General features: G+C 74.6%; 11 protein-coding genes. 4 read left to right on the top strand and 7 right to left on the bottom strand.

Annotation, left to right across the window (positions count from 1 at the left end):
- The first annotated feature begins 17 nt into the window (after positions 1-17).
- Both ABZY13_RS24065 and ABZY13_RS24060 read left to right on the top strand, forming a co-directional pair.
- A complete protein-coding gene (locus ABZY13_RS24065; protein WP_356634050.1) occupies positions 18-392 on the top strand; it encodes a MerR family transcriptional regulator in 375 nt (124 codons plus the stop codon).
- A 72-nt stretch (positions 393-464) separates the two neighbouring features.
- Positions 465-845: a hypothetical protein gene (locus ABZY13_RS24060; RefSeq protein WP_356634048.1), complete on the top strand. Its 381-nt coding sequence runs from the start codon at positions 465-467 to the stop codon at positions 843-845.
- Positions 846-1,008: 163 nt separating this feature from the next.
- Here ABZY13_RS24060 and ABZY13_RS24055 read toward each other — a convergent pair whose 3' ends face one another.
- From ABZY13_RS24055 to ABZY13_RS24040, 4 genes are all read right to left on the bottom strand, one after another.
- Entirely contained in the window at positions 1,009-1,455 is a 447-nt protein-coding gene (locus ABZY13_RS24055; protein ID WP_356634046.1) for an SPW repeat protein, read from the bottom strand.
- Positions 1,456-1,582: 127 nt separating this feature from the next.
- Positions 1,583-3,826: a prolyl oligopeptidase family serine peptidase gene (locus tag ABZY13_RS24050; RefSeq protein WP_356634044.1), complete on the bottom strand. Its 2,244-nt coding sequence runs from the start codon at positions 3,824-3,826 to the stop codon at positions 1,583-1,585.
- Positions 3,799-5,583, bottom strand: coding sequence for an N-acetylglutaminylglutamine amidotransferase (locus ABZY13_RS24045; protein WP_356634042.1), 1,785 nt, complete (start codon positions 5,581-5,583; stop codon positions 3,799-3,801). The genes ABZY13_RS24050 and ABZY13_RS24045 overlap by 28 nt, the downstream gene beginning before the upstream one ends.
- Positions 5,584-5,740: 157 nt before the next feature.
- Positions 5,741-6,928, bottom strand: coding sequence for a glutamate--cysteine ligase (locus ABZY13_RS24040; RefSeq protein WP_356634040.1), 1,188 nt, complete (start codon positions 6,926-6,928; stop codon positions 5,741-5,743).
- Between the two features lie 165 nt (positions 6,929-7,093).
- Between ABZY13_RS24040 and ABZY13_RS24035 the strand changes: the two genes are divergently transcribed.
- The gene (locus tag ABZY13_RS24035; RefSeq protein ID WP_356634038.1) at positions 7,094-7,453 is read left to right on the top strand and encodes a hypothetical protein; all 360 of its coding nucleotides are present in this window, start codon (positions 7,094-7,096) and stop codon (positions 7,451-7,453) included.
- A 115-nt stretch (positions 7,454-7,568) separates the two neighbouring features.
- The gene (locus tag ABZY13_RS24030; RefSeq protein ID WP_356634036.1) at positions 7,569-8,042 is read left to right on the top strand and encodes an ATP-binding protein; all 474 of its coding nucleotides are present in this window, start codon (positions 7,569-7,571) and stop codon (positions 8,040-8,042) included.
- Positions 8,043-8,316: 274 nt separating this feature from the next.
- Here ABZY13_RS24030 and ABZY13_RS24025 read toward each other — a convergent pair whose 3' ends face one another.
- The 3 genes from ABZY13_RS24025 to ABZY13_RS24015 form a co-directional block, all read right to left on the bottom strand.
- Positions 8,317-8,517, bottom strand: a complete 201-nt coding sequence (locus ABZY13_RS24025) for a hypothetical protein (RefSeq protein ID WP_356634034.1) — start codon at positions 8,515-8,517, stop codon at positions 8,317-8,319.
- A gap of 52 nt (positions 8,518-8,569) precedes the next feature.
- Entirely contained in the window at positions 8,570-9,016 is a 447-nt protein-coding gene (locus tag ABZY13_RS24020; RefSeq protein ID WP_356634032.1) for a phage holin family protein, read from the bottom strand.
- A gap of 168 nt (positions 9,017-9,184) precedes the next feature.
- Positions 9,185-12,559, bottom strand: coding sequence for a pyruvate carboxylase (locus ABZY13_RS24015; protein ID WP_356634030.1), 3,375 nt, complete (start codon positions 12,557-12,559; stop codon positions 9,185-9,187).
- Positions 12,560-12,587: the final 28 nt, after the last annotated feature.

Here is a 12,587-nt window from a genome sequence, read left to right as displayed (position 1 = left end):
TCAAGGGGGAGACCGGCATGTTGATCGGCGAGCTGAGCCGCAGGACCGGGGTCCGTACCCACCAGCTGCGCTACTACGAGGCCCAGGGACTGCTGAAGCCCCGCCGCAGCCCGGGCGGGTACCGGGAGTACGGCGACGACGCGGTGCTGACCGTGCGCCAGATCAGGAAGATGCTGGAGGCGGGTCTGTCGACCCAGGACATCGCGTTCCTGCTGCCCTGCGCCAACGGCCCGACGCCCGAGTTCTACGCCTGCCCCGAGCTGGTCGACGCCCTGCGCGCCCGGCTGCACGCGCTCGACGAGCAGATCGACACCCTCACCCGCTCACGCCGCGCCCTGCGCGACTACCTCGCCGACACGGAACGCGACGGGCGGCAGTACGCGCCGGCGTGACGGCGGGCGGCCCGCCGCGCGTATACGATTCCGGTCCTGCCGGTTCGGGACGTGTGCGGAGGGTGACGGCTGATGGGTGACGCGGCGGCCGACGACGGGGCTGCGCGGGTGCTGTGCGACACCGGGGCGCTCACCGCCGAGGCGTCGGCCACCGGGGCGCTGTGGCGACTGGCCGAGCCGGGCCGGCAGCTGGACGCCAACGTGGTGCGCGTCGCGCCGGGCGCCGGCGTCGGAGCCCACACGGAGCCCGACCTCGACGTGCTGCTGCTCGTGCTGGCCGGCGACGGCGCCCTCTCCACCGGGCGGGACCGACGGCCCCTGGCCGCCGGCGCTCTGGTCTGGCTGCCGCACGGCGCCGCGCGCGGTCTCGTCGCGGGCGAGGACGGGCTGACGTATCTGACGGTGCACCGCCGCCGCCCCGGCATGCGCATCGGGACACGCCCCGGCGTCTGACCGGACCGGGCCGGCCGGCCCCGGCCCGTCGCGGGCGGACGTGGACGGGACGGGCGGGGGGGACGGAGGCGGACAGAGGTGCGGCCCGGACCGGCATCCGGGTCCGGGCCGCGGTGCGGTGGGGGCCGGCTCGCTCCTTTCGGGCCGGCGTACGGCGTCCCCGTCAGGCCGGCGTACGGCGTCCGGGCTTCGGCGGCCGTTCGGCCGCCCTGGCCGCCGCGCTCGCCCCCAGGGCGAGCAGCAGGCCGATGACGCCGACGACGACGTTGTTCCAGACCGACCGGGTGGTGCTCACGTCGCCGGCGACGACCCACGGCGCGACGATCGTCCAGGCGCCGAGGGCGCAGGCCGCCCAGGCCATGCCGTGGGTGCGCTCGTAGGCGCGGCCGAAACCACCGCTCATCAGCAGCGCGTAGGCGATGCCGACGATCAGGTTGTTGACCGCCAGCGCGGACAGGTTGCTGAACCCCGCGATCCACGGGGAGGCCGCCAGGTACACGCCCGTCAGAAAGGCCAGGGTCTCGATGGCCTGCGCCTTGGGAGTGCTCGCGGCACGCTCCGCCATCTCGTGACGGTTGCGTATGTCGATGATGTCGGGATGGGTCTCCATGGGGGACCCGTGAGAGGTTGCCACTCCCATCACCTCCGGAAGTTCCGGCTCGATGGCTCCCCCGAGTAACCCGCGACGCGCGGGTCGAACCGTCCTGCGGGGCTGCTTGCGCGGTGATTTCCCGCGGTCATTCCCCGAGGACGCGTTCCAGCCAGTCCGCGGCGGCCCGGCGGAAGAGCCGGCGGTTGTCCGCGCGCAGGAAGTCGTGTCCCTCGTCGCGCAGGGTGAGCAGCTCGGCGGGGATGCCGCGCTCGCGCGCGGCGCGCACGAACTGCTCCGACTCCCCCGGCGGCACGTTGGTGTCGTGCTCGCCGTGGACGGCGAGGAGCGGGACGCGCAGGGCGTCGATGCGGGTCATCGGCGACAACGCCCGCAGCAGCTCGCGGTCGCGCTCGGGGTGCCCGTACTTGTGGGCCGCCGACTCCGCGATCCAGGGCTCCGTGCCGGCGAAGAAGGTCAGGAAGTCCGACATGCCGCAGACGGCGACGCCCGTGCGGAACAGGTCGGGGTGCCACACGAGGGAGGCGAAGGACAGGTAGCCGCCGTAGGAGCGGCCCATGACGGCCAGTCGGGTCGGGTCGGCGGGGCCCGCCTGCACGGCGTGGGCGGCGCAGTCCGCGACGTCGTCCAGCGCGGCGAAACGGCCGGCGCCCAGGTCGGCGTCGACGAAGGACCGGCCGTGCCCCGAGGAGCCGCGCACGTCGGGTGCGAAGACGTCCAGGCCGCGGCCGAGCAGCTCGTGGTAGAGCGGGTTGAACACCGGGCGTTCCTGCTCCTCCGGGCCGCCGTGCAGATGGATCACGCAGGGCGCGGGGACGTGCGAGGGGCGGCCCGGCGCCCTGTAGTACCAGCCGCTCAGCGGGAGTCCGTCGCGGGCGGTGAGCCGCAGCGGGACGGGGCGGACGGGCGGACGGCCGGGCGGGACGGCGTCCTCGGCCCGTGAGGACCAGGGCGTGCGCAGCAGGGACACGCCTTCGTGGGCCCACCACACGCCGGGCCGGCGCTGGGAACCGGACAGGGCGAGCAGGAGCCGGCCCGTCCCGGCGGGGGTGATGCGGGTGACGACCTCATGGGGCAGGGGGACGGGCCTGGCGGGGCCGGTGGCGTCCGTGGCCCGGTGGGCGGGGAAGGTCTCGACGAGTTCGAGGTCGCTCGCGCCCTGCACGTTCCAGGCGAGTACGGCCGTGCGGCCGTCGTGGGCCAGGGCGAGCAGCTCCAGGTCGCTGCCGTCGCGTTCGGCGACGACCGCGCGGCCGAGCGGCTCCCCGCCGGGGCCGAGCGCGACGGCGAACAGCGCCGCGAACTCCCGGTCGGCGTTGCTGCGCAGCCACAGCGTCCGCGCGTCGGGCGAGAAGCGGCCGATCCACGGGTCGCCGTCGGCGACGGCGAACGTGCCGGTCGTCGCGGAGTCGGCGAGCCGCCGGATCACCGCCTCGCGTCGCCCGCGCGGTCCGCGCCGCAGCAGCGCGAGCCCGCCGTCGTGGCTGAGGTCGCAGACCCGCAGGGTGGCGGCGTGCGTCTCGGTGGCGACGAGGACGGGGGACGCGATCCCGTCGGGGTCGATCAGATACGCCGACAGACCGCCGCCGGACCGGACGGCCGGGCCGCGCGCCGCGGCGCCGTAGGGGACCGCCCCCAGCAGCGTCGCCCGGCCGGCGAGGGGCCGGAACTCCGCGAGCGGGGCACCGGCCGGTACGCCGCTCGTGCCCGGCGCGCCCGGTGCGCCGAGCAGCGTCGCCCGGGCGTCCGTCGTCGCGTCGTACGGCACCCCGCCCAGCAGCGTCGCCCGGCCGTCGCGGCCGGCCCAGTCGGCCGGCGGGACGGGGTGGGTCTCCCCCGGGGCGCCGGGCTCCGCGCCGTCGGGCGGCCGGGCGCCGGACGGCGGGGCGACGGTGACCGCGACCGCCGAGCCGTCGTGGGCCCAGCAGCCCAGGTAGGCGGAGCTGTCCGGGTCGGCCCCGGCCAGGATGCGGCGTCCGGTGCCGTCGGGCCGTACGCACAGCACCCGCGAGTGCTCCCCGCCGCCCGGCGCGGTGGTGTAGGCGATCCAGCGGCCGTCCGGCGACCAGGACACCTCCTTGACCGGATCCGGGGAGGAGTCGAGGACGTGGACGTCGTCGCCGTCGACCGGCCCGGCCCACAGCTGGGGCACGCCGCCCCGGTCGCAGATGAAGGCGACCCGGGTGCCGTCGGGGCTCGCGGAGGGATACCAGCAGCCGTGCGCGTGCAGCCGGGTCACCGCGTCGCGCGGGCCGCCCGCGCCGGGCAGCGGCACGGGCGCCGGGGCGGCGGCGCGGGCCGGGTCGCCCGCGTCCGCCGCCGTCCGCGCTCCGTGCGCGTCGGTCACTTGATTCCGTGCGTCTGCAGCCATATCTCCAGCAGGGCGATCTGCCACAGGGCGTTGGCCCCGCGCCGGGTCCGGTGCTCGTCGGGCGCCGCGAGCAGCTCGGCGACATACGACTCCTGGAACAGGCCGCGCTCCTTCGCCTCCGGCGCGTGCAGCGCCTCGCGCACCCGGTTCAGGACGGGGCCCGCCATGTGCTTGATCGCCGGGACCGGGAAGTAGCCCTTGGGCCGGTCCACGACCTCGCGCGGCAGGATCTGACGGCCCGCCGCCTTCAGCACGCCCTTGCCGCCGTCGGCGAGCTTGAGCTCCGGCGGGCAGGCCGCGGCCAGCTCCACCAGCTCGTGGTCCAGGAACGGCACCCGTGCCTCCAGGCCCCACGCCATCGTCATGTTGTCGACGCGCTTGACCGGGTCGTCCACGAGCATGACGTGCGTGTCCAGGCGCAGGGCCGCGTCCAGGGCGGTCTCGGCGCCGGGGTGCGCCATGTGCTCGCGCACGAAGCGTCCGGACACGTCCTCGGCGGGCAGCATGTGGGGCTGCAGGACGCGGGCGAGGTCGCCGTGGGGTCGGTCGAAGTAGACGTCGGCGTACCGTTCCGGCTCCTCCTCCCGGGCGACCTCGGCCAGCCGCGGGTACCAGTGGTAGCCGGCGAGCACCTCGTCGGCGCCCTGGCCGCTCTGCACCACCTTGACGTCCTTGGACACCTGCTCGGACAGCAGGTAGAAGGCGACCACGTCATGGCTGATCATCGGCTCGCTCATCGCGGCGACCGCGCCGTCCAGCGCCGTCGACACCCGGTCGGAGGGCACCATCAGCCGGCGGTGGTCGGTGTCGAACTCCTTGGCGACCAGGTCGGAGTAGTGGAACTCGTCCCCCTCCTCGCCGCCCTCCGACTCGAAGCCGACGCTGAACGTCATCAGGTCGCGCTGGCCCTCCTGCGCGAGGAGCGCCACGATCAGGCTGGAGTCCAGTCCGCCGGAGAGCAGCACGCCGACCGGCACGTCGGCGACCATCCGGCGGCGTACGGCGGTGCGCAGGACGTCGAGCACGGCGTCGCGCCAGTCGTCGGCGTCCATGCCCGCGTACTCGGCCCGCCGGGTGTACGACGGCTGCCAGTACACCCGGTCGCGGTGGGCGCCGTCCGGCTCGATCACCCGCACGGTTGCGGGCGGCAGCTTGCGCACGCCGTTGAGGACCGTGCGGGGCGCGGCGACGGTGGCGTGCCAGCTCAGGTACTGGTGGACGGCGACCGGGTCGAGCGAGGTGTCCACGTCCCCGGCGGCGAGCAGGGCGGGCAGCGACGAGGCGAACCGTAGCCGGCCCGGGGCGTGGGCGAGGTACAGCGGCTTGATGCCGAGCCGGTCGCGGCCCAGGACGAGGCGTCCGGTGCGGTGCTCGACGAGCGCGAAGGCGAACATGCCGCGGAACCGCTCCACGCAGGCGGTGCCCCATTGCCGGTAGGCCTTCAGCACGACCTCGGTGTCCGAGGTCGACGCGAAACGGTGGCCGAGGCCGCGCAGTTCCTCGCGCAGCTGCCGGTAGTTGTAGATGCAGCCGTTGAAGACGCCGGTGACGCCGCCGGCCTCGTCGGTCATGGGCTGCGCCCCCTGCTCCGACAGGTCGATGATCTTCAGCCGGCGATGGCCGAGCGCGACCGCGCCGCGCGTCCACGTCCCGCTGCCGTCGGGGCCGCGGTCGGCGAGCCGGTCGCTCATGCGCCGGACCGCCTCGAGGTCGGGCCGTCCGCCGTCGAAACGTATCTCCCCGCTCAGACCGCACATGCCGCGCCGCCTCCCTTCCGAGTCCGGTGGTCGGTGTCCCGCGGAGGAGGCGCCGCGGCGCGCCGTGCGGCCGCGGCCTGGGCGGTGCTGCTGGACATGAAGGGATCTCTCCTGAATACGAGGGTGTGAAAGGTTCCGGGGGGCGTGCTCGGCGCGGTCAGCGGCCGACGGCCTCCGGCTTTCCCGGGACGCGGGCCGTACTCCGGCCGTCGGTCGGAAGGCGTCGTCCGCGGGTGAGGGACGCGGCGCCCGGGCGCGGGCGTTCGCCGCGCGTCTGGGCGATCAGCAGGTCCACACAGGCGAGCAGGTCCTCCTCCTGCGCCGTGCGGCGGATGCGCCGGGCGGCGCTGCCGTGGGCGAGGGCGGAGTCGGTCAGCGCCCGGACGGTGTCCCAGTCGCCGTGGGCCTCCAGGGCCGGGCGCAGGCGGGCGAGGAGTCCCCGCACGACGTGCGGGGCGGGCGCCTCGCACCGGGTCTCCGGGTCGATCAGGGCGCCCTCCAGGCCGGACCTGGCGGCCCGCCAGGTGGCGCCGCGCAGCCAGTCGTGGCGGCCGTCGCACTCGGGCGCGTCGCCCGCGGCCAGCCGCTCCCGGGCCTCGGTGACCAGCGCCCGGAACAGCCCGGCGACGAGCACGACCGTCTCCACGCGCGGGCAGGCGTCGCACACGCGCAGCTCCAGCGTCCGCAGATGCGCCGAGGGACGGACGTCGTAGTAGACCATCCCGGCGTCGCTGATGACCCCGGAACGCACCAGGGATTCGACCGCGGCGTCGTAGTCGGCGGCGTCCCGGTAGCAGCCGATGGGGCCGGCGGTGGGCCAGCGCTGCCACAGCAGGGTGCGCCAGCTCGCGTAGCCGGTGTCGGAGCCCTGCCAGAAGGGCGAGCTGGCGGACAGGGCCAGCAGGACGGGCAGCCAGGGCGAGACCGCGCAGGCGACCCGGACCGCGGTGTCGCGGTCGGGCACGTCGACGTGGATCTGGGCGCCGCAGATGAGCTGTTCGTCGGCGACCCGGCGGTACTCCTCGACCATGTGCCGGTACCGCGCGCCCTCGGTGGGGCGCGGCGGGCCGGCCGGGGCCAGCGGCGCGGTGCCCGCGGCGACCACGGCGAGCCCCAGCGAGGAGGCGACCGCGTCGAGCCTGCGTCTGGTGGCGTGGAGGTCGGTGTACAGGTCGTGCAGCGAGGCGTGGACGCCGCTGTTGGTCTCCACGGTGGTCCGGTGGAGTTCACTGGTGAAGGTCCGCCGGGGAAGCCGTCGCAGGACCGGGTCGGCGCGTGGCACGAGCAAACCGCTCTCCACCTCCAGGACGTGGAACTCTTCCTCCACTCCGATGCGAATCGTCACGGTCTCTCCTCGGGCGGTGCGGCATCGGTGACAACGTCCGAGTGCCCAGGACGGCGCACCGTAAGCCCCTGGTGCCCATCTGAGACACTCACATCACAGATGAGCGATCCTCCTGCCACCGTGGGACGCATGCGGCAACCGTTCTCTGGAGTAGGCTCACGAGCCATGTCGCACCCTGATGACCTGCTCGTCGACATCGCTGCGATGGTGGAGTCGGAGCACAGCAGTCGGATGTCCCTCACGGTGGTGGTTCCGGGGGCCGTGATCACCGGACGGCTCGCCCCCGAGACCCTGTGGAAGGAGCGCGTGGCGGAAGTGCTGCGCGACTCCGAGCAACTGCGGGGCTTCGCCCGGCCCTTCACGTCGTCCGGCGGCGCGGACGGCCGCCCCACGCATCTGCACTTCCATGTCGCGCGGATCCTCCAGGGCAGCTACGGCATCCCGGACACCGGCGGCATGTTCCGTGTGGCCATCGCGGACGTGAGCGCGTGGACGGTGGGGGACATCAACTACTCGGATCAGTGAGCCCATAGGCGGGCGACACCGTTTCACGGCCGGTTCGGCCCAAGGCCGGTGTTCTCGCGCGGGGAGGGTAGAGGCTCGGTGTGAAGCGGTCAGGCTCAGGAAGAGGGCGGATCGGATGGACGGAGCTGTGCCGGACGACGATCGGCTGATCGGCGCCCAGCTGGTGCGGGCGTCGGCGGCCTACGAGGGCAGGTCGGGCGACATCGCCCAGGGCCGTGCCCTCGCCCGAGCCTTTCTGACCCGGGTGCAGTCGGCGCACGGCCTGCCGGTGTCGGGGCGGGCCATGGACGTGGTGCAGCTGGTGGTCAGCGAGTTGCTGACGAACGCCTGCAAGTACGCGCCGGGCCCGTGCCTGCTCGACCTGGAGGTGGTCGAGGGGCGCGTCGAGATCACGGTCTGGGACAGCGACCCGGTGCTGCCGGTGGCCCGGGCCGCCGATCCCGGCCGGGTCGGGCAGCACGGTCTGGAGATCGTCATGGCCGTGTGCCAGAGCTTCGAGGTGCACCGCGAGCCGGTCGGCAAGCGCACGACGGCCGCGGTGGAACTCGCCGACGATCCCGGCGGCGACGCCGCGGGCCACCGGCCCTGAACCCCGTCGGCCCGTTGCCGGCACCGCACAGCCGGCCCTGTCGGCGCCGCGGCCGACCGCGGCCACGGCATGCGCGCCGGCGCCGTGCGTCCTCGCATCCTGCCTCTCGGCGGCTCACCGCGGTCGTGCGCCCATGGGACCTCCGTCCGGGCGGGTCCGCAACCGGAGGCGGGCCGTCTCCCCGGTCGGGAGGCCCTTGAAGTCGGTTCCGGAGAGCCGCGGGGCCGGTTCCCGGAAGCGCGGGCCCGGAGTCGCAGGCCCTCGGCGTCCGGAGTCAGAAGTCCTCGGCGTCGCGGGGCGGCAGCTGGGTGCGCAGCCTCTTCCAGTACCGGTACACGTGCCGCTCGGCCTCCCGGAGCACGGCGTCCGCGTCCGACCTCGGGCGGCGCGACCGGCTCGCCGCCCAGCGCAGCATCAGGACCAGTCCGGTGGCCGCGCCCGCGGTCAGGGCGGGCAGGGCGTGACGACCAGTCACGGCGATCAGTACCTCCCGTGCCGCCCGGCCGGCGCTCGGCGCCGCCGCCGGGTCAGCGCTTGGCGCTCTCCTTGATCTCGGCCATGTCGGCCTTGACGCTGTGGATGGTCTTCCGGGGCGCCGGCGGGGCGGCCCGGCCGACCTCCTTCTTGCCGACGAGCGCCAGCACCGCGGCGATCACTCCGAGCACGGCCGTGACGATCAGCGCGGCGGCCCACACCGGCAGCGGCACCGCGAGCGCGGCGATCGCCGTGGCCACCAGGGCCTGCAGCGCCAGGAAGCCGACCAGGCCGGCGCCGCCGAACAGGCCGCCGCCCTTGCCGTAGCGCCTGCCCTTCTCCTTCATCTCCGCCTGCGCCAGCCGCATTTCGCCGCGCACCAGCTCGGTCAGCTGCTGCGAGGCGCGCCGCACCAGCTCACCGACCGGTTCGTCGCCCGGCGTCGTCCGCCGGATGTCGCCGTCGACGGTGCTGCCGCCGTACCGGTTGGATCCGCTCATCGTGATCACCTCTCCGCCTGTCCGGGGGACCGAGTCCCCAGAACCCGGGGGGAGAACACCTGGGCGCCGGGCGCGACGCGGCGAGGGACCGAACGGGACGCAGGGCGGTGGAGGGCCCGGCGTGCGCCGTGCGCCGGGCCGGGCCCTCCCCCGGGCGGCGACCGCGGGTCAGCGCAGTTCCACCAGCAGGTCGCCGCCCTCCACCTGCTGGATGCGGTTGATGGCGAGCCGGGACACCGTCCCGGCCCTCGGGGCGGTGATCGCCGCCTCCATCTTCATCGCCTCGATGGTGGCGACGGTGGCGCCGGCCCCGACCTCGTCGCCCTCGGCGACCGAGAGGGTGACCACTCCCGCGAAGGGGGCCGCGACATGGCCGGGGTTGGCGCGGTCGGCCTTCTCGGTGGCCGGGACGTCCGAGGCGGCGGACCGGTCGCGGACCTGGATCGGACGCAGCTGGCCGTTGAGCGAGGACATCACGGTGCGCATGCCGCGCTCGTCGGCCTCGCCGATCGCCTGCAGCTCGATCAGCAGCCGCACGCCCGGCTCCAGGTCGATGGCGTACTCGGTGCCGGGGCGCAGACCGTAGAAGAAGTCCTTGCTGTCGAGCACGCTGGTGTCGCCGTAGTTCTGGCGGTGGGCCTCGAACTCGCGGGTGGGGGCGGGGAACAGCAGCCGGTTGAGCGTCGCCCGGCGGTCCTTTGCGAGGCCCTCCCGGTCGTCGGCGGTCAGCTCCTGGACGGGCCTGGCCTCGGCGCGCCCCCGCAGCGCCTTGGTGCGGAACGGCTCGGGCCAGCCGCCGGGCGGCGTGCCCAGCTCGCCGCGGAGGAAGCCGATCACGGAGTCGGGGATGTCGAAGCGGTCCGGCTCGGCCTCGAAGTCCCGCGGCGAGACGCCGGCGCCGACCAGGTGCAGCGCCAGGTCGCCGACCACCTTGGAGGAGGGGGTGACCTTCACCAGGCGGCCGAGGATGCGGTCGGCGGCGGCGTACATGGCCTCGATCTCCTCGAAGCGGTCGCCGAGGCCGAGCGCGATGGCCTGGGTGCGCAGGTTGGACAGCTGCCCGCCGGGGATCTCGTGGTGGTAGACACGGCCGGTCGGCGCGGGCAGCCCCGCCTCGAAGGGGGCGTAGACCTTGCGGACGCCTTCCCAGTACGGCTCCAGGTCGCCGACCGCCCGGATGTCCAGGCCGGTGGTCCGCTCGGAGTGGTCCGTCGCGGCGACGATCGCCGACAGGGCGGGCTGCGAGGTGGTGCCCGCCATCGACGCCACCGCCCCGTCCACGGCGTCCACGCCGGCCCGGATCGCAGCGAGGTAGGTGGCGAGCTGTCCGCCGGCCGTGTCGTGGGTGTGCAGGTGGACCGGCAGTTCGAACTCCCGGCGCAGCGCGGTGACCAGCGTGGCGGCGGCCGGGGCGCGCAGCAGGCCCGCCATGTCCTTGACGGCGAGGACATGGGCGCCCGCGTCGACGATCCGCTCGGCGAGGCGCAGGTAGTAGTCCAGGGTGTAGAGCTTCTCCGCCGGGTCGGACAGGTCGGCGGTGTAGCACAGGGCGACCTCGGCGACGGCGGTGCCGGTCTCCCGTACGGCGTCGATGGCGGGGCGCATCCGGTCGACGTCGTTGAGGGCGTCGAAGATGCGGAAGATGTCGATGCCGGTGGCGGCGGCCTCCTGCACGAAGGCGTCGGTGACCTCGGTCGGGTACGGGGTGTAGCCGACGGTGTTGCGGCCGCGCAGCAGCATCTGGAGGCAGATGTTGGGCACGGCCTCGCGCAGGGCGGCCAGCCGCTCCCACGGGTCCTCGGCGAGGAAGCGCAGGGCGACGTCGTAGGTGGCGCCGCCCCAGCACTCCAGCGACAGCAGGCCCGGCAGGGTGCGCGCGACGACCGGGGCGACGGCGAGCATGTCCTTGGTGCGGACCCGGGTGGCCAGCAGGGACTGGTGGGCGTCGCGGAAGGTGGTGTCGGTGACGGCGACGGCGTCCGACGCGCGCAGCCGGCGGGCGAAGCCCTCGGGACCGAGTTCGGCGAGCAGCTGCCGGGAGCCGGCCGGGGGCTCGCCGGCGGGCAGCGGGGGCAGCTTGGCCAGCGGGTCGGTCAGCTCGGGCCGTTCGCCGTGCGGCCGGTTCACGGTGACGTCGGCGAGATAGGTGAGCAGTTTGGTGCCGCGGTCGGCGGAGTGGCGCGCGGTGAGCAGGTGCGGGCGCTGCTCGATGAACGACGTGGTGACGCGGCCGGCCCGGAAGTCCGGGTCGTCCAGCACCGCCTGGAGGAAGGGGATGTTGGTGGCCACGCCGCGGATGCGGAACTCGGCGACGGCCCGTCGGGCGCGGCCCACGGCGGTGGCGAAGTCCCGGCCGCGGCAGGTGAGTTTGACCAGCATCGAGTCGAAGTGCGCGCTGATCTCGGTGCCGGCGTGGGTGGTGCCGCCGTCCAGGCGGATGCCGGAGCCGCCGGGCGAGCGGTAGGCGCTGATGCGGCCGGTGTCCGGGCGGAAGCCGTTGGCGGGGTCCTCGGTGGTGATGCGGCACTGGAGCGCGGCGCCGCGCAGGGCGACCGTGTCCTGGGCGAGTCCGAGGTCGGCGAGCGTCTCCCCGGCGGCGATGCGCAGCTGGGCCTGGACGAGGTCGACGTCGGTGACCTCCTCGGTGACGGTGTGCTCGACCTGGATGCGCGGGTTCATCTCGATGAAGACGTGGTTGCCCTCGCGGTCGAGGAGGAACTCCACGGTGCCGGCGTTGCGGTAGCCGATCTGCCGGGCGAAGCGGACGGCGTCGGCGCAGATCCGGTCGCGCAGCTCCGGATCGAGGTTGGGGGCGGGTGCGAGCTCGATCACCTTCTGGTGGCGGCGCTGCACCGAGCAGTCCCGCTCGAACAGGTGGATGACGTCGCCCTGGCCGTCGGCGAGGATCTGGACCTCGATGTGGCGGGGCTCCACCACGGCCTTCTCCAGGAAGACGGTGGGATCGCCGAACGCGGAGGCGGCCTCCCGGGACGCCGCCTCGATGGACTCCCGGAGCCGGTCGGGGTCGTCGACGCGGCGCATGCCGCGCCCGCCGCCGCCCGCGACGGCCTTGACGAACACGGGGAAGCCGACGTCCTCGGCGGCGCGCACCAGTTCGTCGACGTCGGTGGAGGGCGCCGAGGAGCCCAGCACCGGCACGCCGGCCGCGCGGGCGGCGGCGACCGCGCGCGCCTTGTTCCCGGTCAGCTCCAGGATGTCCGCGCTCGGCCCGACGAACGTGATGTCCGCCGCCTCGCACGCCCGGGCCAGCTCAGGGTTCTCGGACAGGAAGCCGTAGCCCGGGTAGACGGCGTCCGCTCCGGCGCGGCGGGCCGCGCCGACGATCTCCTCGACGGACAGGTAGGCGCGCACCGGGTGGCCGGGCTCGCCGATCTCGTAGGCCTCGTCCGCCTTCAGCCGGTGCAGCGAGTTGCGGTCCTCGTGCGGGAAGACGGCGACGGTGCGCGCGCCCAGTTCGTATCCTGCGCGGAACGCCCGAATCGCGATCTCACCGCGGTTGGCGACCAGCACCTTGCGGAACATTGTCGATCCCTTCAGCCTGCCGGTGAAC

The organism is Streptomyces sp. NPDC006610 (assembly GCF_040611575.1).
Classification (GTDB): Bacteria; Actinomycetota; Actinomycetes; order Streptomycetales; family Streptomycetaceae; genus Streptomyces.
The sequence above is the reverse complement of the archived record's forward strand: the minus strand, read 5'-3'. Positions and strand labels throughout refer to the sequence as shown.

Bases quoted from the DNA above. Each gene is read 5' to 3' on its own strand.
- ABZY13_RS24060 (WP_356634048.1), top strand. From the start codon at position 465: ATGGGTGACGCGGCGGCCGACGACGGGGCTGCGCGGGTGCTGTGCGAC.
- ABZY13_RS24015 (WP_356634030.1), bottom strand. From the start codon at position 12,559: ATGTTCCGCAAGGTGCTGGTCGCCAACCGCGGTGAGATCGCGATTCGG.
- ABZY13_RS24065 (WP_356634050.1), top strand. From the start codon at position 18: ATGTTGATCGGCGAGCTGAGCCGCAGGACCGGGGTCCGTACCCACCAG.
- ABZY13_RS24020 (WP_356634032.1), bottom strand. From the start codon at position 9,016: ATGAGCGGATCCAACCGGTACGGCGGCAGCACCGTCGACGGCGACATC.
- ABZY13_RS24030 (WP_356634036.1), top strand. From the start codon at position 7,569: ATGGACGGAGCTGTGCCGGACGACGATCGGCTGATCGGCGCCCAGCTG.
- ABZY13_RS24045 (WP_356634042.1), bottom strand. From the start codon at position 5,583: ATGTGCGGTCTGAGCGGGGAGATACGTTTCGACGGCGGACGGCCCGAC.
- ABZY13_RS24055 (WP_356634046.1), bottom strand. From the start codon at position 1,455: ATGGAGACCCATCCCGACATCATCGACATACGCAACCGTCACGAGATG.
- ABZY13_RS24050 (WP_356634044.1), bottom strand. From the start codon at position 3,826: ATGGCTGCAGACGCACGGAATCAAGTGACCGACGCGCACGGAGCGCGG.
- ABZY13_RS24035 (WP_356634038.1), top strand. From the start codon at position 7,094: ATGTCGCACCCTGATGACCTGCTCGTCGACATCGCTGCGATGGTGGAG.